26 protein-coding genes and 1 pseudogene are annotated in these 26,491 nt (G+C 70.6%); 19 read left to right on the top strand and 8 right to left on the bottom strand.

Features of this window, described 5'->3' with window-relative positions; translation table 11 throughout:
• The first annotated feature begins 293 nt into the window (after positions 1-293).
• From SRB17_RS38395 to SRB17_RS38385, 3 genes are all read left to right on the top strand, one after another.
• The gene (locus SRB17_RS38395; RefSeq protein WP_194294260.1) at positions 294-2,678 is read left to right on the top strand and encodes a hypothetical protein; all 2,385 of its coding nucleotides are present in this window, start codon (positions 294-296) and stop codon (positions 2,676-2,678) included.
• A gap of 93 nt (positions 2,679-2,771) precedes the next feature.
• Complete coding sequence (locus SRB17_RS38390) at positions 2,772-4,679, top strand: sialidase family protein (protein WP_153545801.1); 1,908 nt, start codon at positions 2,772-2,774, stop codon at positions 4,677-4,679.
• A 478-nt stretch (positions 4,680-5,157) separates the two neighbouring features.
• On the top strand, positions 5,158-5,397 hold the full coding sequence (locus SRB17_RS38385) for a hypothetical protein (RefSeq protein ID WP_153545799.1): 240 nt from the start codon (positions 5,158-5,160) through the stop codon (positions 5,395-5,397).
• Positions 5,398-5,478: 81 nt separating this feature from the next.
• Here SRB17_RS38385 and SRB17_RS38380 read toward each other — a convergent pair whose 3' ends face one another.
• The 5 genes from SRB17_RS38380 to SRB17_RS38360 form a co-directional block, all read right to left on the bottom strand.
• Positions 5,479-8,181 carry a WD40/YVTN/BNR-like repeat-containing protein gene (locus SRB17_RS38380; protein WP_153545797.1) on the bottom strand — a complete coding sequence of 901 codons (2,703 nt, stop codon included), beginning with the start codon at positions 8,179-8,181 and terminating at the stop codon, positions 5,479-5,481.
• Between the two features lie 152 nt (positions 8,182-8,333).
• A complete protein-coding gene (locus SRB17_RS38375) occupies positions 8,334-8,876 on the bottom strand; it encodes a hypothetical protein (protein ID WP_153545795.1) in 543 nt (180 codons plus the stop codon).
• A gap of 118 nt (positions 8,877-8,994) precedes the next feature.
• On the bottom strand, positions 8,995-11,508 hold the full coding sequence (locus tag SRB17_RS38370) for a sialidase family protein (protein ID WP_153545793.1): 2,514 nt from the start codon (positions 11,506-11,508) through the stop codon (positions 8,995-8,997).
• Positions 11,509-11,762: 254 nt separating this feature from the next.
• Positions 11,763-12,488, bottom strand: a complete 726-nt coding sequence (locus SRB17_RS38365; protein ID WP_153545790.1) for a hypothetical protein — start codon at positions 12,486-12,488, stop codon at positions 11,763-11,765.
• On the bottom strand, positions 12,440-12,673 hold the full coding sequence (locus SRB17_RS38360; RefSeq protein WP_153545788.1) for a hypothetical protein: 234 nt from the start codon (positions 12,671-12,673) through the stop codon (positions 12,440-12,442). The genes SRB17_RS38365 and SRB17_RS38360 overlap by 49 nt, the downstream gene beginning before the upstream one ends.
• Positions 12,674-13,093: 420 nt before the next feature.
• Between SRB17_RS38360 and SRB17_RS38355 the strand changes: the two genes are divergently transcribed.
• The 7 genes from SRB17_RS38355 to SRB17_RS38325 all read left to right on the top strand — a co-directional run bounded on the left by SRB17_RS38355 (position 13,094) and on the right by SRB17_RS38325 (position 18,152).
• Positions 13,094-14,368, top strand: coding sequence for a S53 family peptidase (locus SRB17_RS38355; protein ID WP_153545786.1), 1,275 nt, complete (start codon positions 13,094-13,096; stop codon positions 14,366-14,368).
• Between the two features lie 225 nt (positions 14,369-14,593).
• Positions 14,594-15,088: a Fur family transcriptional regulator gene (locus SRB17_RS38350; protein ID WP_153545784.1), complete on the top strand. Its 495-nt coding sequence runs from the start codon at positions 14,594-14,596 to the stop codon at positions 15,086-15,088.
• 8 nt (positions 15,089-15,096) lie between these two features.
• On the top strand, positions 15,097-15,309 hold the full coding sequence (locus tag SRB17_RS38345) for a hypothetical protein (RefSeq protein ID WP_323377184.1): 213 nt from the start codon (positions 15,097-15,099) through the stop codon (positions 15,307-15,309).
• 9 nt (positions 15,310-15,318) lie between these two features.
• Positions 15,319-16,341, top strand: coding sequence for a CobW family GTP-binding protein (locus SRB17_RS38340; RefSeq protein WP_153545780.1), 1,023 nt, complete (start codon positions 15,319-15,321; stop codon positions 16,339-16,341).
• A complete protein-coding gene (locus tag SRB17_RS48260; RefSeq protein ID WP_323377180.1) occupies positions 16,338-17,399 on the top strand; it encodes a hypothetical protein in 1,062 nt (353 codons plus the stop codon). The genes SRB17_RS38340 and SRB17_RS48260 overlap by 4 nt, the downstream gene beginning before the upstream one ends.
• Positions 17,396-17,797 (top strand): (2Fe-2S) ferredoxin domain-containing protein, encoded by a 402-nt coding sequence (locus tag SRB17_RS38330; protein WP_323377178.1) that lies wholly within the window; start codon positions 17,396-17,398, stop codon positions 17,795-17,797. The genes SRB17_RS48260 and SRB17_RS38330 overlap by 4 nt, the downstream gene beginning before the upstream one ends.
• Positions 17,784-18,152 carry a metalloregulator ArsR/SmtB family transcription factor gene (locus tag SRB17_RS38325; RefSeq protein ID WP_323377174.1) on the top strand — a complete coding sequence of 123 codons (369 nt, stop codon included), beginning with the start codon at positions 17,784-17,786 and terminating at the stop codon, positions 18,150-18,152. Before SRB17_RS38330 ends, SRB17_RS38325 begins: the two co-directional genes overlap by 14 nt.
• Here the strand turns inward: SRB17_RS38325 and SRB17_RS38320 are convergent.
• Entirely contained in the window at positions 18,145-18,525 is a 381-nt protein-coding gene (locus tag SRB17_RS38320) for a hypothetical protein (RefSeq protein WP_153545776.1), read from the bottom strand. The two genes, SRB17_RS38325 and SRB17_RS38320, sit on opposite strands and share 8 nt — an antisense overlap.
• 167 nt (positions 18,526-18,692) lie before the next feature.
• Here SRB17_RS38320 and SRB17_RS38315 point away from each other — a divergent pair, with 167 nt between their 5' ends.
• From SRB17_RS38315 to SRB17_RS38285, 7 genes are all read left to right on the top strand, one after another.
• On the top strand, positions 18,693-19,652 hold the full coding sequence (locus SRB17_RS38315) for an adenylyl-sulfate kinase (protein WP_153545774.1): 960 nt from the start codon (positions 18,693-18,695) through the stop codon (positions 19,650-19,652).
• A 53-nt stretch (positions 19,653-19,705) separates the two neighbouring features.
• On the top strand, positions 19,706-20,098 hold the full coding sequence (locus tag SRB17_RS38310; RefSeq protein WP_153545772.1) for an SCO5389 family protein: 393 nt from the start codon (positions 19,706-19,708) through the stop codon (positions 20,096-20,098).
• A gap of 183 nt (positions 20,099-20,281) precedes the next feature.
• Positions 20,282-21,259 carry a metal ABC transporter solute-binding protein, Zn/Mn family gene (locus tag SRB17_RS38305; protein ID WP_153545770.1) on the top strand — a complete coding sequence of 326 codons (978 nt, stop codon included), beginning with the start codon at positions 20,282-20,284 and terminating at the stop codon, positions 21,257-21,259.
• Between the two features lie 9 nt (positions 21,260-21,268).
• A complete protein-coding gene (locus tag SRB17_RS38300; RefSeq protein ID WP_153545768.1) occupies positions 21,269-22,210 on the top strand; it encodes a metal ABC transporter ATP-binding protein in 942 nt (313 codons plus the stop codon).
• Positions 22,197-23,108 (top strand): metal ABC transporter permease, encoded by a 912-nt coding sequence (locus tag SRB17_RS38295; RefSeq protein WP_153545764.1) that lies wholly within the window; start codon positions 22,197-22,199, stop codon positions 23,106-23,108. The genes SRB17_RS38300 and SRB17_RS38295 overlap by 14 nt, the downstream gene beginning before the upstream one ends.
• Positions 23,105-23,974 (top strand): metal ABC transporter permease, encoded by an 870-nt coding sequence (locus tag SRB17_RS38290; protein WP_153545762.1) that lies wholly within the window; start codon positions 23,105-23,107, stop codon positions 23,972-23,974. The genes SRB17_RS38295 and SRB17_RS38290 overlap by 4 nt, the downstream gene beginning before the upstream one ends.
• A 13-nt stretch (positions 23,975-23,987) precedes the next feature.
• Positions 23,988-24,446, top strand: coding sequence for a Fur family transcriptional regulator (locus tag SRB17_RS38285; RefSeq protein ID WP_153545760.1), 459 nt, complete (start codon positions 23,988-23,990; stop codon positions 24,444-24,446).
• Between the two features lie 35 nt (positions 24,447-24,481).
• On the opposite strand, the gene SRB17_RS38280 is transcribed toward SRB17_RS38285, so the two are convergent.
• The gene (locus SRB17_RS38280) at positions 24,482-25,204 is read right to left on the bottom strand and encodes a cation transporter (protein WP_153545758.1); all 723 of its coding nucleotides are present in this window, start codon (positions 25,202-25,204) and stop codon (positions 24,482-24,484) included.
• A 2-nt stretch (positions 25,205-25,206) separates the two neighbouring features.
• Entirely contained in the window at positions 25,207-25,542 is a 336-nt protein-coding gene (locus SRB17_RS38275) for a metalloregulator ArsR/SmtB family transcription factor (protein WP_323377154.1), read from the bottom strand.
• A 129-nt stretch (positions 25,543-25,671) separates the two neighbouring features.
• Here SRB17_RS38275 and rpmF point away from each other — a divergent pair, with 129 nt between their 5' ends.
• The gene (rpmF, locus tag SRB17_RS38270) at positions 25,672-25,842 is read left to right on the top strand and encodes a 50S ribosomal protein L32 (protein ID WP_153545756.1); all 171 of its coding nucleotides are present in this window, start codon (positions 25,672-25,674) and stop codon (positions 25,840-25,842) included.
• A gap of 126 nt (positions 25,843-25,968) precedes the next feature.
• Positions 25,969-26,447, top strand: a pseudogene (locus SRB17_RS38265) (GTP-binding protein); the annotation flags it as partial.
• Positions 26,448-26,491 lie beyond the last annotated feature (44 nt).

Genomic DNA, 26,491 nt, shown 5'->3' with positions numbered 1-26,491 from the left:
GGACGCGGCTGAGGCTGGATCCGTTCCGCGGTCCCGGCAGGGACGCGCGCTCCCCCTACGGGCGATACAGGGAAATCCCTTGTGCCGATGCAGAGGAAGCCCTGTGTTTTTACTGTGAGTTGACTGAACTCTGTAAATTCTCGGTTGCTTCGCGCCACGCAGGCTGCATCTCTCTTGTTGCGTGACATGTCCGGTGCAACCATCCCGGATTGCGAACACGCGCTCTCTCGGCGTGAACGTCCTTCTTCTCCCCCAGATGCCGGGCGAACTCCGGCTGGCCGAAAGGATGTTCCGTGGCCCGATCCAGACGCAGGCGCGGCCGCATGGCCGCGCTCACCGCGATCCTGACCGCAGTTCCGGCTCTCTGGCTCGCCGCCCCCGCGGCTCAGGCCGACCCCGCACCCCACACCCCGGCGGCCCACCACTCGGCCGACACCGGCCCCGCCGTCCGCCACGACACCTCCCCCACCCTGCGCTCCATGGCCGCCCACGCGCACCACGGCCACCACGGCAAGAAGCAGCAGGACGACGACCCCGGCGAGGAGCGCCTCCCGCACCCGCCCGCCTCCCACATTCCCGACCCGGTCGTACAGTCCAGCCCCGGCGGCCCCTCCGCCCCCTCGACCGGCACGAACTTCGAGGGCATCGGCGCCGGAAACTACTCGATCACCGGTGTCCCGCCGGACCCGAACGCCGCCGTCGGCTCCAGCCAGATCGTGGAGACCGTCAACACCGCCTACGCGGTGTACTCCAAGAGCGGCGCCACCCTCCTCGCCCCGACCGACACGAGCACCCTGTGGTCCGGCTTCGGCGGGTCCTGCCAGTCCACCAACGACGGTGACGCGGTGGTCCGCTGGGACACCCTGGCCGGCCGCTGGGTGGTGACGCAGTTCGCCAACGTCTCCTCGTCCTCCGGCCCGTACTACGAGTGCGTGGCCGTCTCCAGCAGTTCTGACGCGACGGGCAGCTACTACCGCTACTCCTTCCAGTACTCGAACTTCCCCGACTACCCGAAGCTTTCGGTGTGGCCGGACGCGTACTACGTCACCTACAACATGTTCACCGCCTCCGGCAGCTTCCTGAACGCAGAGGCCTGCGCGCTGAACCGGTCGGCCATGCTCACCGGCGCGAGCGCCGCCCAGCAGTGCTTCACCACCTCGTCCTCCTACGGCGGCCTGCTCGGCGCGGACCTGGACGGCTCCACCGCGCCCCCGTCCGGGGAACCGGAGCTGATGGCGGGCCGCGGCACGACGAGTACGACGCTCGCGTACTGGAAGTTCCACGTCGACTGGACGACGACCTCCAACTCGACCTTCACCGGCCCCTCCACGCTGACCGTCGCGTCGTACACCACCGCCTGCGGCAGCTCGGGCACCTGCATCCCGCAGAGCGGGACCAGCACGCAGCTCGACTCGCTCTCCGACCGGCTGATGTTCCGGCTCGCCTACCGCAACTTCGGCGACCACGAGTCACTCGTGGTCAACCACGCGGTGACGGCGGGCAGTTCGGTGGGGGTGCGCTGGTACGAGCTACGCATGTCCGGCGGCAACCCGACCGTCTACCAGCAGGGCACCTACGCCCCCGACTCCACCTACCGGTGGATGGGCTCCATCGCCGAGGACAAGGTCGGCAACATCGCCCTCGGCTACTCCCAGTCCTCCTCCTCGGTGCACCCCTCCATCCGGTACACCGGCCGTCTGGCCGGCGACACCCTGGGCACGATGACGCAGGGCGAGGTCACCGCGATCACCGGCGGCGGCTCGCAGACCAGCTACAGCCGCTGGGGCGACTACACCTCGATGTCCGTGGACCCGACGGACGACTGCACCTTCTGGTACACGAACGAGTACATCCCCGCCAACGGCAACTTCAACTGGCACACCAGGCTGGCCTCGTTCACCCTGCCCAACTGCGGCTCCACCGCGAGCAACGACTTCTCGATCGGCGTCAGCCCGGCCGCCTCCAGCGTCGCCGCAGGCTCGTCGGCGACCACCACCGTCTCGACGGCCGTCACCTCCGGTTCGGCGCAGTCGGTGAGCCTGTCCGCGTCCGGGCTGCCGAGCGGGGCGACCGCGAGCTTCAACCCGACCTCGGTCACCGCGGGTGGCTCGTCGACGCTGACGGTGGCCACCTCCTCGTCGACGCCGGCGGGGACGTACAACATCACCGTCACCGGCACGGGCGCCTCCGCCACCCACACCGCGACCTACACCCTGACCGTCACCTCCGGCAGCGGCGGCGGTGGGATCACCAACGGCGGCTTCGAGACGGGCAGTCTGTCCGGCTGGACCTCGGCGGGGACCACGTCGGTGGTCAGCTCGGGGGCACACAGCGGTACGTACGCCGCCCGGGCCGGCAGCACCTCGCCCACCAACGGGGACTCCTCGATCACCCAGACGTTCACGGCACCGTCCGGGACCAGCACGCTCGGCTTCTCCTACAACGTGACGTGCCCGGACACGCTCACCTACGACTGGGCCACCGCCACCCTCAAGGACAACACCTCGGGGACGACCACCACGGTGCTCGCCAAGACGTGTGTGTCGTCCTCCGGCTGGATCCAGAAGACGGCTTCCGTCACGGCCGGGCACAGCTACACGCTCACGCTCATCAGTCATGACGACAACTACACGGGTGACGCCACCTACACCCGCTACGACGACGTGACCCTCTCCTGATCCATCACCGTCGTCCTCGGGGGTGGACCGCAGGCCGCACGCCGACGGTCCACCCCCACCCGAACCCCCACATCGACGACAAGGGGTCTCCTCATGTCGCGCACCGCTTTCCGCAGATCCGTCGCGACCGCCACCACCGCCCTCCTCTCGTTAGGCGGCCTGCTCCTCGCCTCGCACCCGGCGCTGGCGGACGTCTCCAACGGCGGCTTCGAGTCCGGCAGCCTGACCGGATGGACCGCCACCGGCACCACGGCCGCCGTCAACTCCGGTGCTCACAGCGGCACCTACGCCGCGCGAGTCGGCGGGACGTCACCGACCAACGGTGACTCCTCCGTCGCCCAGACCTTCACCGCGCCGACCGGCGCCAACCAACTGTCGTTCTGGTACGACGTCACCTGCCCCGACACGCTCACGTACGACTGGGCCACCGCCACCCTCACCGACACCACGACCGGCACCACGACGACCGCGCTGGCCAAGACCTGCACCAACGGGCAGGGCTGGAAGCAGGTCACCTCGTCCGTGACCGCCGGTCACAGCTACACCCTCAAACTCGTCAGCCACGACGACAACTACACGGGCGACGCCACCTACACCCTCTACGACGACGTCGCCTTCACCACCGCGGCCCCACCGCCCGGACTGACCCAGGTCAGCAGCGACCCGTTCACCAACTCCTCCAGCCAGCACGCCACGGAGCTGGAACCCGACACCTTCGCATACGGCAACACGATCGTCGCCTCCTCGCAGGTCGGCCGGTTCACCGACGGCGGCGCCTCGGACATCGGATGGAACACCTCCACCGACGGCGGCACCACCTGGCAGCACGGCATGCTCCCCGGCATCACCACCTACCAGGGCGGCGGCACCTGGGCCCGCGTCTCCGACCCGGCCGTGGCCTACGACGCCAGGCACGGCACCTGGATGGTCGCCGGACTGGTCATCGATTCCAACGTCAACGGCGCGGGTGTGACGGTCAGCCGCTCGACCAATGGCACGACCTGGCAGAACCCGGTCATGGCGGTCGGCAACGACGGCCAGGGCTACGACAAGGAATGGATCGTCTGCGACAACTCGGCCACCAGCCCGTACTACGGCAGCTGCTACGTCGAGGTGGACGTCACGTCCTCGGGCAACGCGGTGGTGATGAGCCGCTCCACCGACGGCGGCGCGACCTGGTCGGCGCCGGTGGCACCGTCCGGCGGTCCGACCGGCCTGGGCGGCCAGCCCCTGGTCCAGCCGAACGGCACGGTCGTGGTCCCCTACTCGGCCAACGGCAGTGCCGTGCGTGCCTTCAACTCGACCAACGGCGGCTCCAGCTGGTCGTCCACCACGCTGATCGCCAACGTCTCCAGCCACGGCGTGGCCGGCAACCTGCGCGACGGTGAGGGACTGCCCTCCGCGGAGATCGACGGCTCCGGCAAGATCTACGTCGCCTGGCAGGACTGCCGCTTCCGCTCCGGCTGCCCGGCCAACGACATCGTCTACGCCACCTCCACCAACGGCACCACCTGGTCGGCCGTGACCCGCGTCCCGATCGACGCCACCACCAGCAGCGTCGACCACTTCATCCCCGGCATCGGCATCGACCCGGCCACCTCCGGTACGACGGCGAAGATCGGCCTCTACTACTACTTCTACCCGAACGCCAACTGCACCGCCTCGACCTGCCAGTTGGAGGTCGGCTACATCTCCTCCGCCAACGGCGGCAGCACCTGGAGCAGCCCGACCACCGTCGCCGGCCCCATGTCCCTGTCCCAGATCGCCGGCAGCACGCAGGGCAGCATGGTCGGCGACTACATCTCCACCTCCGTCATCAGCGGCAAGGCGGTCTCCACCTTCGCCGTCGGCAAGGCCCCGGCGGGCGGGCAGGCCTTCGACGAGGCCCTCTACACCGCCGGCCCGCTCACCGTCACCGGCGGCAGCGCACGCTCCACGGCCCACGGCGCGGCGACCGTCCCCTCACCGCACCTCACCAGGCCCCTGCCGACCCGGCACTGACCTGAGACGGCACATGGTGCGCTCCGGCGACGACGCCGGGGCGCACCCTTGGGTATGGGCACAGGAACCATTGGCCCAGGAACCGGGCGCCGGACCAGGACGTCACAGTGGCGTGCGGCGACGCGAGGAGGCAGTGGTGGCGCTGGAGCAGCAAAGACGCAGGCCGTGGCTCGGGGCCGCCGTGGTGGCGGTCGCCTGCCTTCTGACCGCCTGCGGAAGCAGCGGCAGCAGCTCACACTCCGACTCCACGCCCTCGCGGCCTTCCACCGACCCGCACCCCCCGACACCGTCGACAAGCGGTACGGGGACGACAGGTCATCCAGCCTCGCCATCGGCGACAGCACCTCCCGGGAGACCGTCGTCGCCCCCGCGGCACACCGCCACGCCCCCTGCCACGGCCTCCGCGTCGCCTGGCTGCCTGGCAGGCTCCGCCACGATCACCCACAGCGCCGGGGACGCCGCCGTCCAGAGCCTGTGTGTGCGATCCGGCACGACGGTGACCGTCGTCCTGGAACCCCGCGCCCACGGCACCTGGCCACAACCGCGCAGCAGCAACCCGATGCTGGCGCTGGTGACCTCTTCCGCCACCGACGGCAAGGGCGTCACCCGGGTCACGGTGCGTGCCGCGCGCATCGGATCGGTATCCGTGACCTGGGGTCCCGAGAACGCGCCGCTCTTCACGCTGCGGCTGAGTGTCGCGGCGTATCCGGTGCAGTGAATCCGAACGCCGGACGGCCGGTGCGCCCCGTCAGCGGGGCCGCACCGGCCGTCGTCGTACTACGGAGCGTACGGGTGGTGATCAGTCCTTACGGCCCTTGAGGCGCCGTACGTCGAAGGACCAGATGCCGCGTCCGTGCGTGGCGGCGTAGAGCTTGCCGTCGGGGCCGAGGCGCAGCTGCATCACGGCCGTGGTGGGCAGGTTGTGGCCCAGGACCTGCCACTTGGTGGCGCCGGCGGGCCGGTAGAAGGTGGCCAGGTCGGTGCCGAGGGCGAGGCCGCCGTTCGGGAGGAGTTTGACCGTGTCGGCGGGGACGTCGGGCAGGTTGGCGGAGATGTCCGTCCAGCTCGCGCCGCCGTCCTTGGACTCGAAGACATGGCCGACGCCCGCGCCCGGGCCCTCGGTGAACCGGCGGGAGAAGCCGTTGATCGCCACGAAGACGTGCTGGGCGTCGGCCGGGTCGATCTCGAAGCCGGAGACGTACCGGTTCGGGATGGTGCCGTCCACCGGCAGGTTCAGCTGGTGCCAGCCGGTGCCTCCCCCAGACTCCGTCCGGGAGGTGCCCCCAGCGTTGCCGACCGCGATGCCGCGGGTGAAGCCCTGGTTGTTGCAGGGGCCGCACCAGCCGACGTAGACCGTGCCACCCGAGGACGCCACGGCCGTGGCCACGTGGCCCTCGCCGAGGTCGTAGGCGTTCGTCCATTCCTTGCCGGAGCGGATGGCGAAGCCCTTGGTGTTCACCCACACGTGCCGGCCGCCCGCCACCCAGGTGTTGGTGTCCTTGGCGTCGGCGGCGATCGGGGCGATGAAGCGGGCGCCCGCACCGCCCTGGTCCTTGTCCGGCGGGGCGACCTCGTACTCGGTGGCCTTGGACGGGTCCGTCGACCAGGAGCCGTCGTTCACGCCGCAGTTCTGGGTGACCCACATGTCGAGGTAGACGTACTCGGCGGCGATGTTGCAGCCGTTGGCCGGGTCCGTGATGGTGTCGCCACCGTCGCCGCCGAAGTTCGAGCCCATGACCTTGTCGTGGCCGCGCAGGATCGACTGTCCGTTGTCCTGGAGGCCGCCGGTGACCGAGACACCGCCGTAGGTCAGGTCCTTGCCGACACCCACCGAGTAGTACTGGAGGGTGTCGAGGGTGCCGTCGCTCAGGGACTGCCAGTCCTTGGCGTGACCGCCGGAGTCGACGGCGCCGTTCAGCGGACGCCGGTAGATGCCGCCGTCGTTGCCTACGTAGGCCCAGGTCTTGCCCTTGTGGCTGCCGATCGCGACCGCGTGCTGGTCGGAGTGGGTCGTGGGCGAGCAGTCGCCGGTCTGCTTGGCCGGGTCGATGCTCCAGCACGGGAAGGGGAAGTTCCAGTACGGGCCCGGCACGGTCCAGCTCTGGCCGCCGTTCTTGGTCTCGAAGACCTCTTCCAGACCGAGGTAGACGTGGTCGGCGTCGGCCGGGTCGACCTGGAGGAACTGGTTGTACCAGGACTGGATGCCGGGCATGTAGCCGGCGCCCTGCAGGGCGGAGCCGGACGCCTTCAGCTTGGTGTAGTCCGCGATCTGCGTCCACGGCCCGAACGGCGAGCCGTTCTTGGACACGTACACGCCCTTGAGGCCGCTGTCCGGGTTGGCGGCCGTCTGGGCCGGCGACTGGTCGATGGCGTACAGGCGCGAACCGTCCGCCGCCGCGGCGAACGTCATGTTGCCGACATCGGCACTGCTGGTCGGCAGGTCACCGAGCCCGCTGACCGGCTTCCAGCTGCCGTCGTCCGTCTTCGCGTACAGCCCGTTGTAGGTGTCGGCGCCGCGCCAGCCGACCGCGAGGAGCACCTTGGACGGGTCCTTGGGGTCCACGGCGATGTCGTTGGCGATGTTCTTGTACGGCGCGCTCGGGTCGTCAGCCTTCGAACCGCCCGGCAGATAGTCCGGGTTGGGGGCGAACTCCTGCTTCCACGGCCCGGACAGGGTGGTCGTGGAGTGCGACCAGACGCCGGTGCTGGTGGCCGCCCACACCGTGGTGCCGGCGAAGCGCAGCGCGTGGATGACGGTGGACTCCAGCTCGGCGCCGCCCACGCGGTCGCCGGGCTGGAACTGGCCGTGGCGCGGGTCCTTCAGGACGTACACGCCCGTACCGACGAAGGACGTGGCCCCGGTGTTGGACTCGCCGGTGGCGTACCAGAGCCGGTTCTTGCCGTCCAGGGAGAGGGTGCCCGTCGACAGGGAGGGCAGCTTGTCGGAGATCGGCTTCCAGTGCCCGCCGCCGGTGGTGGAGCGGAACACACCGCCGTTGGCACCACCGGCGTACACATAGCCGTGGTCGTCGGCGGCGATGCCGGTGATCCGGCCGGTGACATCGCCCGCGCCACCACTGGAGTTGGAGTTCACATCGCGGTAGCGGGAGTCGTCGGAGTTGTACGCCTTCCTGGTGACGTGGTCCCAGCTGCCGCTCGTGTGCCTCATCGACTGCAACTGCTGCCAGGCCGCCCCGTAGGCGCCGGGCGCGACCACGCCGGGTGCGGTGCGGGCCTCGGTGAACTGGGCGGTGGCCTCGGCGGAGTTCTCCGCCTCGTCGGCGCCGTCGTCATCGCCGCCCTCTGCGGCGAACGCGGACATGCCGTGGCCCGCGTGCACCGCCTTGATGTGCTCGCGGCCCATGGCTGCCTGGTGGCGCGCCTGCCAGGGCCGCGGTCTGGTGCTGTTCGAGGCCGCGAACGACTGGGCGCTTACCAGTCCGAACGCGGCCGCCACGACGGTGCAGGTTATGAACCGTCGTTGGTGCTTCGGGGGCAACATGCCCTCTCCTCCCTGCACCGGGCATATGGGGGTGTCCCGGCACAGAGGGGATCTTGGCGTGAGCACAACAGCCACACAAAGCACTCACGGGAAAAAATGGCGCGGTGTTTACCTTCTGGCTCACATGACCCCGAACTTCCCCCTGATCTCGGCTATTTCGGGCCGTAGATGGTGACGTCGGCAACCTCCGCCGCGTGCTGAGCCGCCCAGGCCGACGCCCCGCCCGCGCGGACGACGGTGAAGGTGAGGTCGCGCTTGCCGGGCAGCATCTTGTCGAGCGGAATGGTCACCGTGCCGGTGGGACCCTTGATGGGGAGATCCAGGCTGTACGAGCCCGAGCCACCGAGCGTCAGGTGCAGCCGGTATCCGGCTGAGGCGGCGAAGTGCGCGCCGGTGACGGCGTAGCCGATGGTGGCAGGCAGGCTGATGGTCGCTCCGGCGTGCAGTGTGGTGATGCTGAGTTCAGGGGTGGTCGCGGTCCGCGACGGTACGGCCGTGCTCGGTGTCCCTGTCTCCCCGGGCGTCGTGTGCGTTGCCGACGGTTCCGTTTCTGCCGGCGACGGCGTGGGGGTCGTGGTCGTACGGGAAGGGGTCGGCCCCGCGGAGTCGTCGCCGGAGGAGCAGCCGACGAGCAGGAGTGCGGCGGCAGAAGCGAACGCGACCGACGTGCGCAGGAGTGGGTGGCGGTCAGGCATCGGTTCCTCCTTGTCCGGACTCACCTGGGGCATGCCGGACCATATGGCGTTGTCGGTTCGACGTGGGGGTGGTGCCCGGCGTTCCGCTGCCGTGCACCACCCCCACGCACCGGCGGAATCAGACGCAGTTGTGCGCGTCGCTGGTGGCGGAGCCGACGACGACGTCGACCAGTCCGCCGGCGGCGGTGAGGTGGACGGCGTTCACGGTCAGGCCGAAGTCCGCTCCGGGAACCGGCGTCTGCTCGTTGACGGTCAGCTTGGCGCCGCCTCCGAGATCGATGGAGCTGTTGGGCGCGGTGGGCACCTTGGTGGGTACGCCCGCGATGGTGAGGGTCAGGGTCGCGCTCCCGGTCGTCTTCTGGCAGGTGCTGGTGGAGGAGGCGGTCAGTCCGCTGATCCCGATGACCGGCAGGCCCGGGACGCCGATGGACGCGTCCTTGACGGTGGTGGCGGCCGTCGAGGTTCCCGGTGCCAGTGAGGTGACCACCTTCGGGCACAGGGCGTGCGCCGTGATGATCAGCGCGTCGACGGATGCCGCGCACGGCGTGTCGGTGCTCGACGCCTGGGCGGTGCGGATGGCGCCGGTGTCCGGGGTCGGCTTCAGGTCGAGCTGGGTCAGCAGCAGGTCGACCTTGCCGGTGATCCCGTAGGCGCGTCCGGTGTAGTACTCCAGCTTGAGCTGGGCGGTGGCGCTGGAGGGCCGGTAGTAGGCGTCGCCGTCGAAGGACGCCGTCATCGGGACGGTCGCGGTGTCGTTGAGCGGCTGGTTCGCCTTGTCGATGGTGCAGGACGCATGGCCGGCGGAGTCAGTGGTGCCGGTGCAGGACTGCTGGGTGGCGCCCGTGCCGAGCGCGAAGGAGACCGTGCGGCCGGCGATCGGGGCCGTGGCGTCCTCGGTGAGGGTGCCCGACAGGTGTACCGGCGTCCCGTTGGCGATCTTGGCGGGGCCGGTGTAGGCGAGGGCGGTCTCCTCCTTGGTGATGGTGAACGCCACGGAGGTGCTGCTCGGGGCGGTGCCGGCGTTCCCCGCGAAACTCGCGGCGATCGTGGTCTGGCCGGGGACGTTCTGCGGTGTCAGCGAGCAGCTCGCGTTCCCGGAGCCGTCGGTGGTGCCGGTGCAGCTCTGGCTGCCGAGGGTGAAGTCGACGTCCGCGCCGGCCACGGGGCTGCCGCCTGCCGTGAGTTGAGCGCCGGCGGTGAAGGCGTCGTGGTAGTCGGCGGTGGCGGGGCCGGTGTAGGTCAGCTTGCTCGCGGTGGGCGGTTTGACCAGCTGGACCCGGGCTGTGTACATGTCGAAGCGGCTGTTGGCACCGTCCGGGTTGTCGCCGGTGCTGTTGGAGTTGTCCGCCCAGTACGGGTAGAAGCTGCCGTCCTCGTAGGCGAGACCCGAGTAGTCGCCGAAGTCGATGCCGTTGTGCGCCTGGGAGGCGTTCGACGTGCCGTCGCTCACCCGGTCGTTGGCCGCGAAGGCGGTGCCGTCGTTGCTGGTGGCGGCATACAGCTGCGCCGTGTCGTTCGCCGAGCCGGCGTTGCGTGCGTCGAGCCAGGAGACCGCGATCTTTCCGGACGTCTGGTCCAGGGCGATCTTCGGCAGGAACTGACTGTTGGTCCCCGTGTCGTCGTTCACCCGGACCGGGGAGGTCCAGTGCGCCCCGGAGTCGTCGGAGTACTTCACGAAGACGTCGGTGTCCGCGCTGCCGTTGGAGGGGGCGTCGGTGTAGAGGAAGTACAGCCGCCCGTTGTGCGCGCCGCCACTGCGGTCCCAGGCCAGACCGGCCTCCGCGTCGATCGTGCGCCGGCTCTGCGCCGGGATCGGGTAGAAGGCGCCGATGTTCAGGTCCACGGCCGTTGCCTCGGCCTGGAAGCCTCCGCCGGCCAGGCCGTCGGGGTCAAGGGCGGTGTACAGCTTGCCGGCGGCGCTCCCGCCCTGCGGCCGCTGGTACGTCACCATCACCGCGCCCGTGGGCCCGACGGCGATGTCCCCGTAGTCCCCGGACCCCGCCGCCTGTGGCGCGGAGAAGGCACCGACTCCGGAGGCGCCGGCACCGGTGACCTTGGCGCCGACCGCGGTGATCGCGTTGTTGTGGCCGCCGTCGGTCCACACCGCCCAGACGCTGCCGTCCCCAGTGGTGATGGTGGGCTGGTCGGGCTGGTCACCAGAGGCGAAGTCGGCCAGCCGGGAGAAGGTCTTCCCGCCGTCCGTCGACAGGACGATGTGGACAGCGCCGGACTTCGTGTCCGCGTCCAGGTAGACCAGGAACAGATTCCCGAAGGAGTCCCAGGACAGGCTGGGATCGCAGCATGACTTCGCCAGGCCGTCGTTGCCGTCGGTGATGGTCCGGTGCGTCCAGGTCGCCCCGTGATCGGTGCTGTACGCGGCCGTCATCCCAGCGCCCGCGCCGTCGCCGTTGTTGGACACCGCCGCCAAGCGGCTCGGGTCCTTCGGATCGACCGCGATGGACCCCTCGGCCTGATTGCCCGCGCTGCGCGTGACATTGACGACCGTGCCGACCGTCGCCGCCTGCGCCGGTGCTGCCAGCGCCGCCGACAGCCCCAGCCCCCCGGCTAAGAGCAGCAGGCTCGTGGCCAGAGCCGTACCAGCACGCCTGATGGAGCCACGTCTCTTGCGCATGCGATCCCCTCCCCGTTGGCGGCGTTCGCCGCCTGAATGGCATGATCGCGACAAATGAATCGCGATGTCCGAGGCTAGGTGCCTGGGATCGTTGCGGAAGGGGTGCAGCAGTGAACGTTCTGTGCGGCCCTGCTCGTTAGCGGAACCACTGGGATCCACTTCTCCGGCTTGCTGCCGCCCGCTCCCGCAGGGTCGGGCGGCAGCGCGGAGGTACCGGCGGTCAACGGTGGGCGCCGGCCGTCAGCGGCCCGCGATCACCGAACGATCCGGTGCGGCTGGGCAGACTGAAGGGCCGTCGCGTGGGGAGCGGTCGTGGGCGCCGCGAGGGGACCGTAGCCAGTGCTCGTGGGGACCAGTCCGCTGGAGGCGTCCGCGGAGTCCTGGGGCGCGTCGACATTGGCCTCGATGAACAGCGGCCGTACGGCGGAGCGGCCATCCGTAGCGAGGCCCTCGTGGTCCTCGAGGAAGTGGCCTCCGGCGTACGGAGCCTGAAGCCAGTCGAAGACGCCGGAGACACGACGGTCGGTGGCACGGTTCTCCGCGCCGTGGGGGAAGGTGAGCAGCCAGGCGGCGGTGGGCAGCGTGGTGGTGTTCCCGGCGGTGAGGTACCGCAGGTCGTAATACGTGATCGCGACCGTGCCGCAGGCGTCCACGCTGATGGAAGGCGTGAAGGCGGGTGCGGAAGCGACGGAGTTGACCCGCCTGGGCGCAGACCAGGCGCGGCCGCCGTGGGTGGAGTGAGTCACTTCGACGGAGTTGTAGGCGCCACCGCTGAAGTCGGAGCCCTCGTAGGCGACGTACAGCTCACCGGTGCGCCGATCGATGGCGACGTCGGGCAGGTCTCCTCCCGCGCGCAATGATGCTCGCGTCGGAGGAGCGTTGGGGTCGGCCGCGGCAGCGGCCGTGTCCTTGGCGATGGCGACCGGCACGATCAGGTCGCCGGCCGCAGGCAGGCCCCGCAGACCGGCCAGTGCCCGCATCCCACGGCGGTGCCGCCACGCGGTGCGCACCAGCCGGCGAAGAGGACCAGGCCGATGTCCTGCCCGGCGTGACCGCACACCGGATGGACGACGGGCGGTTGGAACGTGCCGCCGTGGACCACGTCGATACAGACGTGGACACCCCTGCGAGCGCCCTCCATCGGGATCTCGTCGGCGGCACTCAAGGGCCCAGCCGGCCAGGCTGAGCCGGAATGGCAGGAACGGGCGATCGCCCGCTGGCGGGCCGGTACGGTGACGGCTCCGGACACCGGCAGCACCGGTGTAACGCGATCCCGCAGGTGGCGCAGAAGCTGTCGTGGCCCCGTGGTGAGTGCCGGCGCGGGACACACGAGCACCAACGACGGTTCACTCGCTCACCGCGGCAGCCTCACAAGACCTGCATTGGCATGGCCTTGACCAGCGCAAGAGGGCGGCCGCATGGTGAACCAACCGGCCCGCAGCTGACCTGACATGCCGTCTGTCCATGCTGCTTCTCGTCAGGCCTGGCCCTTCCGAACCGCCTGAAACCGCACGGAGGCTTGATGCACCGACGCGAAATACCCTCCGGATCCCTGGTGATCCACCGCCACCAACCGAGAGGCCGGATGCGGAGGATGGCAGCCGGGCTCACGGCGATGCTCACACTCACCGTCACTGGCCTTACCGTCGGCCTGGCCACCGGCGTCCAGGCCGCAGCTCTCTCGTCCGCCCCGCGCGCGACCGCCTCAGGTACGACGGACTTCGGCTGCGCCCATCCCACGCACGCGGGACAAGCCCGCTGTTTCGGCGCCATGAAGGCCCACCGCACCCCCTCGGGCCACATGTCACCATTCACCACCGGATCCCCGACCACGATGGGGTACATGCCGTCGGATCTGCGTTCCGCCTACAAACTGGGCGGTACCTCGGGATCCGGTCGAACGGTGGCGATCGTCGACGCCATGGACGATCCGAACGCCGAGTCCGATCTGGCCGCTTACCGCAGTGCCTACGGTCTGCCGTCGTGCACCACCGCCAACGGCTGCTTCCGCAAGGTGAATCAGAGCGGCAACGCGTCGCCGATGCCGTCCGGTGACTACGGATGGGCCGAGGAGATCAGCCTCGACCTCGACATGGTCTCGGCGACATGCCCCGGCTGCCACATCCTCCTGGTCGAGGCGAACTCGGCGAACGTCCCGGACCTCATGAGGGCCGAGGACACCGCCGCCACCACATCGGGTGTCGTCTCGGTGTCCAACAGCTGGGGTGGGGCCGAGGACAACACCGTCACCTCCGTCGACTCGCACTTCAACCACCCCGGCGTCGCGATCACAGCGAGCTCGGGCGACTCCGGTTACGGCGTCTCATGGCCGGCCTCCTCCCCGTACGTCACCGCCGTAGGTGGCACCTCGCTGAGCAAGGCGTCCAACTCGCGCGGCTGGACCGAGTCCGCCTGGAGCGGCGCGGGCTCGGGCTGCTCGGCGTACGAGGCCAAGCCGTCCTGGCAGCACGACTCCGGATGCGCCAGGCGCACCGTCGCCGATGTGGCCGCGGTCGCCGACCCCAACACCGGGGTGGCGGTCTACGACACGTACAACAACTGCGGCGGCGGAATGTTGTGCGACACCGAGCTTCAACTCGGTCTCGCACAGGGTGCCGACGGATGGGTCCAGGTCGGAGGCACCAGCGCCTCGTCGCCGATCATCGCGAGCGTCTACGCACTGGCCGGAAACACCTCCCAGGTCACGGGCGGCTCGTACCCGTACAGCCACACCTCGGCGCTCAACGACGTCACTTCGGGCAGCAACGGCTCCTGCGGCGGCAGTTACCTGTGCACCGCGGGTCCGGGATACGACGGGCCGACCGGCCTCGGCACGCCGAACGGCACCAGCGCCTTCTGAGGGGAGCGTCCTCCGGCCGACAAGGGCTGGGCTCGCGTCGCACCGCTGCGGCGCGAGCCCAGCCCTTGCCTTGTCCCGGCCGTCCAGCCGGCCGAAGACCACAGGCACCATGCCGTGCCCGGCCGGCCGGGTAACACATGACCAGGCGTTCATGTGGACATGGATTTCATTTCCATCTACGGTGGGGCGTGCCGACCCGGCACGAGCCACAGGGGGTGATGCGCCATGGGCGGCCGGACGACCCGACAACGCAAGGCCGTCACGCACGCACTCGCGGGCTGCCAGGACTTCGTGTCGGCCCAGGAGTTGTACGCCCTCCTGGTGGCCGGCGACCACGCGATCGGCCTGACCACCGTCTACCGCGCCCTGCGCGAGCTGGAGGCCGAGGGCGGCGTGGACGTCGTACGCGACGAGACCGACGGGCGGCTCTACCGGCTGCGCCCGGCCGACGGGCACCGTCACTACCTGATGTGCCGCGACTGCGGCCGCAGCCGGCCGGTGGACTCCGAGGTCGTCGAGGACTGGGCGGGCCGGATCTCCGCCGAGACCGGCTTCACAGCGGTGGAGCACACCGTCGAACTCACCGGAGTCTGCGCCGACTGTCTGCCCCGCGCCGAGGGAGGCCGGCCGTCCGGGGACCGAGATGGAGGAGAGGAACAGCCATGCCACTGGGATCGCGGCCCGGGCCTCCGGGACCCAGCCCGCAGCTGCGCGAGCTGAAGGAGACCGTGCGCTCCCTGCTCGGTCTCGACGACGACACCGCCGTCATGATCCGCCAGCTGGCCTGCACCGAACCGGGCTGCCCGCCGCTGGAAACGGTCGTCGTCGTGCTGCCGATGGAGGGCGCAGCCCGCCGCTGGACCCTGCACCGCCCCGCCGACCGGATCACCGAGGACGACCTGCGCGCCGCCCTCCTCGCCACACCCGAACAGCACGACTAGGAGACTGAATTGACCTCCCCGGAACCCGCCGATCCCCGCGATGAGCGTGTGCCCGTCACCGTCCTGACCGGCTTCCTCGGCTCCGGCAAGACCACCCTCCTCAACCGCATCCTCACCGAGAACCACGGCCTGAGGATCGCCGTGATCGAGAACGAGTTCGGCGAGGTCGGCATCGACGACGCCCTCGTGCTCGACGCCGAGGAAGAGATCTTCGAGATGAACAACGGCTGCATCTGCTGCACCGTGCGCGGGGATCTGATCCGCATCCTGGGCGCGCTGATGCGGCGCCGCGAGAAGTTCGACCACATCCTCATCGAGACCACGGGACTGGCCGACCCCGCGCCCGTCGCGCAGACCTTCTTCATGGACGACGAGATCGCCTCCCAGCTGCGGCTGGACGCCATCGTGACGCTCGTGGACGCCGCTCACGTGCTCCAGCACCTGGACGAGGTCAAACCCGAGGGCGTGGAGAACGAGGCCGTCGAGCAGATCGCCTTCGCCGACCGCCTCGTGCTCAACAAGACAGACCTGGCCGACGAGGAGACCATCGGACGGGTCGTGCGCCGCATCCGGGCCATCAACGGCGGAGTGCGGATCATCCCCGCAGCGCACGCGCGCATCGATCTGCACGAAGTATTGGACGTGGGCGCGTTCGACCTGGAGCGGGTGCTCGCCGACGATCCCGCCTTCCTCACCGAGACCGAGCACCAGCACGACACCACCGTCACCTCGGTCGGCATCGAGCTGGCGGGCGAACTCGACGAGGACCGCCTCAACGCCTGGCTCGGCCAGTTGCTGCGCACGAAGGGCGTCGACCTGTTCCGCTCCAAGGGCATCCTGGCCATCGCCGGAGCGCCCAAGCAGTACGTCTTCCAGGGCGTGCACATGCTGCTGGACGGCACCTTCGGACGCGACTGGCGGGAAGGCGAACCCCGCACGAACAAACTGGTGTTCATCGGCCGCGACCTCGACCGCGACACCCTGGAGCGCGGCTTCGCCGACTGCCTGGCGACGGCGGGAGCGGCCGCGTGAGTACGACGGTTCAGTCCCCGCCCACCTGGGAGGCCGGCGTCGATGACGCGCCTGTCGCCCTCAGCGCGCGGGGCGATCTGGTCGCCGTCGCGGGCGCCGACGGGACGGTGAAGATCCTCGACGCGGCGATGGCCGCCGAGATCGGCGCGTTCGAGCTTCCCGGGGGCGCACTCTCGGTCGAACTCGCCCCGGATGCCGGACACGTGGTGGCGACCGGCCCCATGGGGTACGCGCTGTGGCGCCGCTCCGACGGGCGTACGACGGTGCGGGAGACCGGTGCCTGGTCGGCGGCCGCCGCCTGGGCCGACGGCAAGGGGGTCCCCCCGGCCGAGCGAAGCCGAGGCTGGGGGAGGGTCGCGGTCGCCTCCGGCCGTCGCGCGCTCGTACTCGACGCGGACGGCGGCGAGTTGTGGCACACGGAGCCCGCCGCGTCCACCGTCACCGACCTCGCCTGGATGCGCCAGGGGCGGCGCCTGGCCGTGGCGGCGTACGGGGCCGTGCGCTGTCACGAGCGGCACACCGAGAAGCCGGTCGCCACCTACCCCTACGTCGGCTCGCACCTCGCGCTCGCCGTCGCGCCCACGGGGAGGTGGATCTGCAGCGGCAACCAGGACGCCTCCATCCACATCTGGCGCGCCCGCGACGGCGGCGAGCTCACCATGTCCGGCTATCCGGAGAAGGTCTCCCGCCTCGCCTTCGACGACACCGGTTTCTGGCTGGCCGCCGACGGCGCACCCGACGTGACCGTGTGGGACTTCTCCGGCAAGGGCCCGGAGGGCACGGCACCGCGCTCGCTGCGCTGCCACGAGACGATCACCGCGCTCGCCTGGCGGCCGGGCGGCGCCGGACACCTCGCCAGCGGCGGCGCCGACGGCACCGTAGCCCTGTGGCACGCCACGACCGGGCGATCACAGGCACGTCTGCGCCCGGCGCGCGAACTGGCCGGCACCGGTGCGGCGGTCGCGGCGCTGGCCTGGGCGGGCCCCCACCTGCTGGCCGTCGCCTGGCGGGACGGCCGGATCCGGACGTACGGCGTCCCGTCCCGGACCGCGCTGTGAACCGCTCCGTGATCCGGGCGGCAACTCCCCGCCCCTGCACGCTCGTCGTGTGCCGGGGCTGCTGCTGCGGCAACCCCCGCAAGCACCGTGGCACCGACCACGCCTGGCAACTGGACCGGCTGCGCGCCGGCGCGGCAGAGCACGGCTTCCAGGTCCGTACGACGGACTGCCTCGGCCCCTGCGACCAGGCCAATGTCATCGTCGTCCAGCCCTCCACCGCCGGGCGCCGGTCCGGGGCCCACGCCGTCTGGGTGGGCTTCGCGCTGGACGACGACAGCACGGACGACCTGCTGCGCTGGGCAGCGCAGGGCGGACCGGGCATCGCCGAACCGCCGGCCGCCCTGGCCCTCCAGTTCATCCGCCCGCCGCGCGAGGCCCGCGCCCGTGCACGCCGATGACCTCGACGCCGGCGGCCGCGACGTCCTCGCGGCCGCCCGGCTCGACGAAGCCACCGCCGCCTCCGTCGCCACCACGCTCCAGGCCCTGGCCACCCCGTCCCGCCTGCTGATCCTCACCACCCTCCGGCAGCGCCCCCACCCCGTCGGCGAACTCGCCTCCGCCGTCGGCATGGAGCAGTCCGCCGTCTCCCACCAACTGCGCCTGCTGCGCGCCCTCGGCCTGGTCACCGGCCGCCGCGACGGCCGCCGCATCGTCTACAGCCTCTACGACGACCACGTCGCCCAACTCCTCGACCAGGCCGTCCACCACATCGAGCACCTGCGCCTCGGCGTGCGCGACCAGCCCGTCAGTTGAGGCGGGCGACCTGCTGCGGCGCCGGGGCCGCGCGGAGCCGGTCCGGCAGCGTGCCGTCGTCGGGCATCCCGGCCCTCAGCCACGCCCCGACCGCCTCGGCGTCGGCTTCCGTCACCAGCGGCCCGAGGCGTACGACGGCCCCAGTGGGCGCGCGGTCGACCCCACACGGCTGCACGGCGGCGTGCAGCCCGCGGCCCCTGCGGCAGTGCAGCACCCTCCCGAGGCAACCGGTGGAGACCATCACCCCGTGCGGGCACTCCCGGACCGCACGTCGCAGCCCGTCCATCACCCGCCCCCTCGCGGCGGCACGGCATGAGCCGCAGACCACGAGGGTGAAAGGGCAGCTCTGACGGCCACCTGCGGTATCGCTCATCTCCGCGTCTCCTCCGTATGAGTGAAAGGGATCCCCTGTCTGCCGCCGAGGGAGCCCCAACACGCCGCAACAGTCGGCAAGTTGACGCTCCGCTGATTTGACAGCACCCGGCCGCACCACCAGCCTATGCTCATGACATCCATTTTCAATACAGGGAGTGGCTAGCCATGCGTGTTGCCTTCGTCGGCAAGGGCGGCAGTGGCAAGACGACCCTGTCGGCCCTCTTCTCCCGTCACCTGGCGCACTCGGGCGCGCCGGTCGTCGCGATCGACGGCGACATCAACCAGCACCTGGCCCACGCACTCGGCCTCGACGAGGACGAGGTCTTCGCCGCGCCGCCGCTCAGCGCGCGCACGGGCGAGATCAAGGACTATCTGCGGGGCAGCAACCCACGGATCCCGTCCCGCGAGGCCATGGTCAAGACGACCCCGCCCGGACGTGGCTCCCGGCTGCTGCGGCTGCTCGGCGACGACGAGGTCCACGGCCCTCACGTCCAGGAGGTCGGCGGCGTCCCGCTCATGGTCACCGGCGCCTTCGACGAGAGCGATCTCGGCGTGGCCTGCTACCACTCCAAACTCGGCGCGGTCGAGCTGTATCTCAACCATCTCGTGGACGGCCCCGGCGAGTACGTCGTCGTCGACATGACCGCCGGCGCCGACGCCTTCGCCTCCGGCCTGTTCACCCGCTTCGACATGACCTTCCTGGTCGTGGAACCGACCCGCAAGAGCGTCTCGGTATACCGCCAGTACCGGGACCACGCGGCCGAGTTCGGCGTCCCGGTCGGCGTGGTCGGCAACAAGGTCACCGGCGAGGACGACCTGCTCTTCCTCAAGGAGCACGTCGGCGAGGACCTGCTCGCCCACTGCGAGCAGTCCTCCTACGTACGCGCCCAGGAACAGGGCCGCGGCCACGGGGAGTTGGAGGCGCACAACACCCGCACCCTTGACCTGCTGCGCACGACCGTGGACGCCCGCCCCAAGGACTGGGCGGCCTTCCAGAAACACGCCGTGGAGTTCCATCTGCGCAACGCCGCCGCCTGGGCCGACGAGGCCACCGGCCAGGACCTCGCCACCCTGGTCGACCCGGACTTCCGGCACGGCCCGGCAGCACTGACCGCCCACGCCTGATCCCCACCCCCTCACGACCAGAACCCCAGAGCAAGAGAACAGGACAGCCCTTCATGTCACTCGACGTCTCCCCGCAGCTGCTCGCCGAAGCCGAGAACGGCGAGGTACGGGAGCGGGACTTCGTGGAAACGGTGCGCACCTCCCTGCCGTACGCCTACGACCTCATCGCCCGCCTGGCGGATGAACTGCGGTCCAGCACCGCCGAGTTCGCCGACAACCAGACTCCGCCTCCCTCCGAGAGGGAGCGCGGCCAGCTGCTGCGCGCCCTCTCCAGCGACGCCATCCGCGGCAGCCTGGAACGGCACTTCGGCATCGCCCTCGCCTTCCAGAACTGCCACCGCGTCGCCGCCTTCCGCCCCGAGGCGCGCGGCGGCGCCACCCACACCCGCTTCACCTCCCTGCGCGCTCAGATCCTCAACCAGTCGCCGGAGTTCCGCGACTGCTGAACCACTGACGGCGGGGTCGGTGGATCGCGCCCACGCTCCCGAGCGGTCGTACGCACGGTCAAGAGATGGCAACGGTTTTCATGTGGGATTGATCTGAAAATCATTTCCATCTAGCGTCGAAGGTGTCGCCACACGGCCGACGCGTGTGCAGCGCGCGTCCGGCATCGCCCTAAGGAGTTCCGCATGTCCACCGCTCCCGCCTCCCGTTCCGCCCGGCCGTCCGCGAGGATCGCACTGGTCACCGCGACGGCCGCCCTGACGGCCGTGACGGCGACGGCCTGCTCGACCTCCTCCTCGCACACCACCGACACCGCCGCGACCGGCAGCGGCAGCGGCTCGGGCAAGACGATCCAGGTGGCGGCGGCGGAGAACTTCTGGGGCAGCATCGCCTCCCAGCTCGGCGGCAGCCACGTGAAGGTGACCAGCATCATCAACAACCCGGATGCCGACCCCCACGACTACGAGCCGACGGCGGCCGACGCCCGCACCGTGGCCGGCGCCCAGTACACGATCGTCAACGGCATCGGCTACGACGCCTGGGCCGACAAGCTGCTGGCCGCCAACCCCGGCAGCGGACGCACCCAGCTCAAGATCGGCGACCTGGTCGGCATCAAGCCGGGCGGCAACCCGCACCGCTGGTACTCCCCGGACAACGTCCACCAGGTCATCGAGAAGATCACCGCCGACTACAAGAAGATCGACCCGGCCGACGCCTCCTATTTCGACCAGCAGAAGACGACCTTCGAGACCAAGACGCTCGGCGATTACAACAAGCTCATCACCGACATCAAGGCGAAGTACGCCGGAACCCCGATCGGTGCTTCCGAGTCCATCGTCACCCCGCTCGCCGACGGCCTGGGGCTGAAGATGCTCACCCCGGAGACGTTCCTGGACGCGATGAGCGAGGGCTCCGACCCCACGGCCAAGGACAAGGCCACCATCGACCAGCAGATCAAGAACAAGAAGATCAAGATCTACGTCTACAACTCCCAGAACTCCACACCGGACGTGCAGGCGCAGGTCAAGGAGGCCAAGGCACAGGGCATCCCGGTCGCGACCGTCACCGAGACCCTCACCCCCGCCGGGGCCACCTTCCAGCAGTGGCAGACCACCCAGCTGCAGGGCATCGAGCAGGCCCTGGCCAAGGCCACCGGGAAGTGAGCTGAAGCCATGAACCCGATAGCGAAGGCCCGCGAAGCCGTCACACACACCAGCGGCCACCCCGTCCCCGGCCGCCGAAGCGGGGGGCACGACACGGCCACAGGAACGGGGAGCGATCCGGTGGTCGCCCTGCGCGGGACCGCCGTGCGGGTCGGCGGCCGGACGCTGTGGTCGGGCGTGGACCTTCGCATCGGGGCCGGCGAGTTCACCGCCGTGCTCGGCCCCAACGGCGTCGGCAAGTCCACCATGATCAAGGTCCTGCTGGGCGCGCTGCCCGCGGCGGCCGGTGAGGTTCAGGTGCTCGGGGCCCGCCCCGGGCAGGCCAACGACCGCATCGGTTATCTGCCGCAGCGCCGCAGCTTCGACGCCAACCTGCGGATCCGCGGCGTGGATGTGGTGCGCATGGGCCTGGACGGCGACCGGTGGGGGGTGCCGCTGCCGTTCCCGAGTGCGCGTCGGCGGGCCGCCCGCGCGCGGGTGGACGAGGTGATCGAGCTGGTCGGGGCGTCGGCGTACGCACACCGGCCGATCGGGCAGTGCTCCGGCGGCGAGCAGCAGCGGCTGCTGATCGCCCAGGCACTGGTCCGCAGGCCCGAACTGCTGCTGCTGGACGAGCCGTTGGACAGTCTCGACCTGCCCAACCAGAGTGCCGTCGCGGCGCTGATCGGGCGGATCTGCCACCACGAGGGTGTCTCGGTGGTCATGGTCGCCCATGACGTGAACCCGATCCTCCACCACCTGGACCGGGTGGTGTACCTGGCCGAGGGCGGGGCCGCCACCGGCACTCCGGTGGAAGTCATCACTTCGGAGACGCTGACCCGGCTGTACGGCACACCGGTCGAGGTGCTGCGGACCTCGGACGGACGGCTGGTCGTCGTGGGCCAGCCGGAGGCGCCCGCCGTGCACACCGACCGGCACGAGACCCCGGGGAGCGGTCATGACGCTCGCTGAGACGGCGGCACCGGTCTGGTCGTGGAACCTCCTGGCCGACTTCCAGGAGATGTGGTCGTACCCGTTCATGGTGAACGCGTTCCGCGCGGGCGCGGTCGTGGCCGTGGTCTCCGCGGTCGTGGGGTGGTTCGTGGTGCTGCGCCGGCAGACGTTCGCCGCGCACACCGTCTCCGCGGTCGCCTTCCCCGGCGCCGCCGGGGCGCTCCTGCTCGGGTTCAGCGCGGTCTACGGCTACTTCACGCTGTGCGTGGCCTCTGCACTGGTCATCGCGGCCCTGCGGGGCGGCGGTGAGCACGAGGAGTCGGCGCTGACCGGGACCGTACAGGCGTTCCTGCTCGCGTCCGGGTTCCTGTTCACCGCTCTGTACCGGGGGCTCCTGGAGGGTCCCCAGACCATCCTCTTCGGCACCTTCCTGGGGATCACCTCCTCCCAGGTGACCGTGCTGACGGTGGTCGGCGCGGTGGTGCTCGCGGTGCTGGCACTGATCGGACGGCCGCTGCTGTTCGCGTCCGTCGACCCGCAGGTGGCCGGGGGGCGCGGGGTGCCGGTCCGCGCCCTGTCGGTGGTCTTCCTCGTCCTGCTCGGTGCGGCCACCGCCGAGGCGAGCCAGATCACCGGGACCCTCCTGGTCTTCGCCCTCATGGTGATCCCGGCCGCCACCGCGCAAGTCCTCACCGCCCGCCCGGCGTTGAGCCTGACCCTGGCCATCGTGCTGGCCTTCGCCGCCACCTGGCTGGGGCTGACGGCCGCCTACTACTCGCCCTACCCCCTGGGCTTCTTCGTGACGACCATCGCCTTCGCCGGCTACCTGCTCGCCCTGGGCCGGCGCTCGCTGCGCGAGGTACTCGGTCGCTCCCGGGCCGGCGCCGTACCCACTGCCAAGGAGGTGGTCGCATGACCGTGCTGCTCGCCGCCTCCCCGTTGTCCCACCCGTTCTTCCTGCACGCCTTCCTCGCCGGTACCGCCATCGCCGCGGCCTGCGGACTGGTCGGCTACTTCCTGGTGCTGCGGGCCCAGGTCTTCACCGGCGACGCGCTCAGCCATGTCGCCTTCACCGGTGCGATGGCGGCTCTCGCCTTCGGTGCCGACCTGCGCCTGGGCCTGTTCGCCGCCACCATCGGCATGGCGCTGCTCTTCGGCACCCTCGGCCGCAAGGCCCGGCCCGACGACGTGGTCATCGGGAGCGTCTTCTCCTGGATCCTGGGCCTGGGTGCCTTCTTCATCACCCTCTACACGACCTCGCGCAGCACCACCAACGGCACCGCCGGCGTCAGCGTCCTGTTCGGCTCCGTCTTCGGCATCTCCCGCGGCAGCGCGGTCGTCGCCGCCCTGGTGGCCGCCGGGGTCGGCCTGCTGGTGGTGCTGATCGCCCGGCCGCTGCTGTTCGCCACGCTCGACGAGGCCGTGGCCGCGGCCCGCGGGGTACCGGTCCGGCTGCTCGGGTACGGCTTCCTCGCCCTGGCCGGGATCAGCGCCGCCGAGGCCACCCAGGCGGTCGGCTCCCTGCTCCTGCTCGGCCTGCTCGCCGCCCCCGCCGGCGCCGCGATCCGGCTCACCGACCGCCCCTACCGGGCGCTCGCCCTCTCCGCCGGCCTGGCGGTGCTGGAGATGTGGGCGGGGCTGTTCGCCTCGTACGCGGTGCCGAAGATGCCGCCGAGCTTCGCCATCATGGCCGCCGCCACGGCCGTGTACGCCGCCACCTTCCTGATACGACGGCCCTCCCCCGGTCCTCGTACGCGAACCGCCGTCCCCACCGGCACATGAGCGAAGGCACCCGATGGCACCCGACCACCAGTGCACCCCCACCCCGTCGCACGACGTCACGCTGATCGGCCGCCTCACCCAGCAACGCACCACCGTGGTCGAGGCGCTCATCCGGGCCGACGGCTTCGTCGGCGCCCAGTCCCTCCACAACCAGCTCGCCGCCGCCGGCTCACCGGTCGGCCTGTCCACGGTCTATCGCACGCTGACCGCCCTGGCCTCCGCCGGCCGGGCCGACATGGTGCGCGACACCAGCGGTGAACGCCTCTTCCGCTACCGCCCGGGACCCGAACACCGCCACTACCTCATCTGCACCGACTGCGGCCTGAGCCGCCCCGTCGACTCCGGCCCGGTGGAGGACTGGGCCGACACCATCGCACAGACCTCAGGGTTCGCGAACGTCCGGCACACGGTGGAGCTGTCCGGGGTGTGCCCGGACTGCACCCGACGGCAAGCGGCGGACGAGCACCGGTGAACGTCGACGCCACTCCCTTTCCGGAGTGATCTCCATCAAGGGCAGCAGTCGCACCCAGGAGCACAGCCGCAGGCATCCGCCTCCCGCCGGCCCGCACCCGGCGCGACGGCCGCCGGGGCCGCACAGCACCCCTCCCCACGCCACGCGTCGCGCCCCTCCTTCACCGCGACAGCGGCGATGACCAGGGCCGCGAGCGGATCGGCCCACGACCAGCCGAACACGGCGTTGGCTACCAGGCCCAGCAGCAGCACCGCCGACAAGTACGTGCACAACAGTGTCTGCTTGGAGTCGGCCACGGCGGACGCCGAGCCGAGTTCCCGCCCGGCGCGGCGCTGGGCCGCCGACAGGACCGGCATGACCACGAGCGAGAGGGCAGCCAGCACGATCCCGGGCAGGGAGCGCGTGGCCTCACCCGTGGCGGTCAGGGCCCGTACGGCATCGACGGTGACGTAGGCGGCGAGCGCGAAGAACGACAGCGCGATGATCCGCAACGCGGTCTTCTCCCGGGCCTCGCGCACCGCGTGCTCGCGCGCGGAGAACTGCCAGGCGACGGTGGCGGCCGAGGAGACCTCGATGACGGAGTCGAGGCCGAAGCCGATCAGTGCGGTGGACGAAGCCAGGGTCCCGGCCGTGAGGGCGACGGCCGCCTCGACGGCGTTGTAGGTGATGGTCGCGGCGACCAGCAGCCGTATCCGCCCGGCAAGCGTGCCGCGCCTGGCCGGGTCGGGGCCGACGGACAGGGGCATCTCCGCACTCATGGTCAGCAGCACCCCTTGTCGTGGGCATCGGCGCACGTCCGGTCGCCCTCGACGGCGACCACGGCGGTGCGCAGGTCGTCCAGCGCGTGGCCGAGGCGTTCGTCGGCGAGCTCGTAGCGGGTGCGTCGGCCGTCGGGGACCGTGACGACCAGACCGCAGTCACGCAGGCATGCCAGGTGGTTCGACAGCCTGGTGCGGGAGACGTTCAGCGCGTCGGCCAAGTCGGCGGGGTAGGCGGGCGCTTCGCGCAGGGCGAGCAGGATGCGGCAGCGGATCGGATCGGCGAGCGCCCGGCCGAACCGGACCAGGACCTCGATGTCGGAAGCGACAGTCAGCACATCGCCAACGGTACACAGTTTCCTGAATTCAGGGAAGCGTGAACTAAACTGGTGAGCCCCTGTTCATAATGGTGTTCATTTTCATGTAGCCTCTACTCGCTACTCACCACCCCATCCAGGAGGACTCCCATGGCCGTTCCCAAGCGGAAGACGTCCCGCAGCAACACCCGCCACCGCCGTGCCCAGTGGAAGGCGACCACGCCGGCGCTCGTGCCGGTCACTGTCGACGGAGTGTCATATCTGGTGCCGCAGCGGCTGGTGAAGGCATACGAGCGCGGCCTGCTGCGCCCCGAAGGCTGAACGTTGATGCCGTCCGCCCCCTCCGCCCGACTGCCCGTCACCGTCCTGTCCGGATTCCTCGGCGAGATCGCCCGCCTGGACACCATGGTCACGGTCGTGGACGCCGCCGGCTTCCTGCCCGAGCCGCTTGAACGCGCCCAACAGGCGCCCGCCGGGTGAGGGAGCTCAACGGCGACCACGTCCCCGAGACGGAGGAGTACGGCATGTCCTCGACCGTCTTGCGCTCCGAACTGCCCTTCCATCCCGGCCGGTTGTGGACGTTCGTGACCGACGAACTCGACAGCGGCGCCTACGGGCAGATCCTGCGCGCCAAGGGCTTCTTCACCCTCACCGGCCGCCCGCACGTGACGGGCCTGTGGTCACAGGCCGGCTCCGTCGCACGCTTCGAGCCGTCCGCGGTTCGTGACACCGACGGCTCCGAGCGCCAGGAACTGGTCTTCATCGGCACGCACCTGCACGCGGACGCCCTGCACACCGCACTGACCGACTGCCTGATGACCGACGGCGAGAACCCGCCGCTCACGGACCCGTTCCCCACCTGGGACACCTACGGCAGCGACGACACCTGCGACCACGAGCGCCCCCGACTGGCGGCGGGCGCCTGAAGACCCCGGGCCGGGCGGCGAACGCAGCCACGGCGCCGCCCGGC

Source organism: Streptomyces sp. RB17, assembly GCF_009604455.1.
Lineage (GTDB): Bacteria > Actinomycetota > Actinomycetes > Streptomycetales > Streptomycetaceae > Streptomyces.
This window is presented reverse-complemented; position numbering and strand designations above follow the sequence as displayed.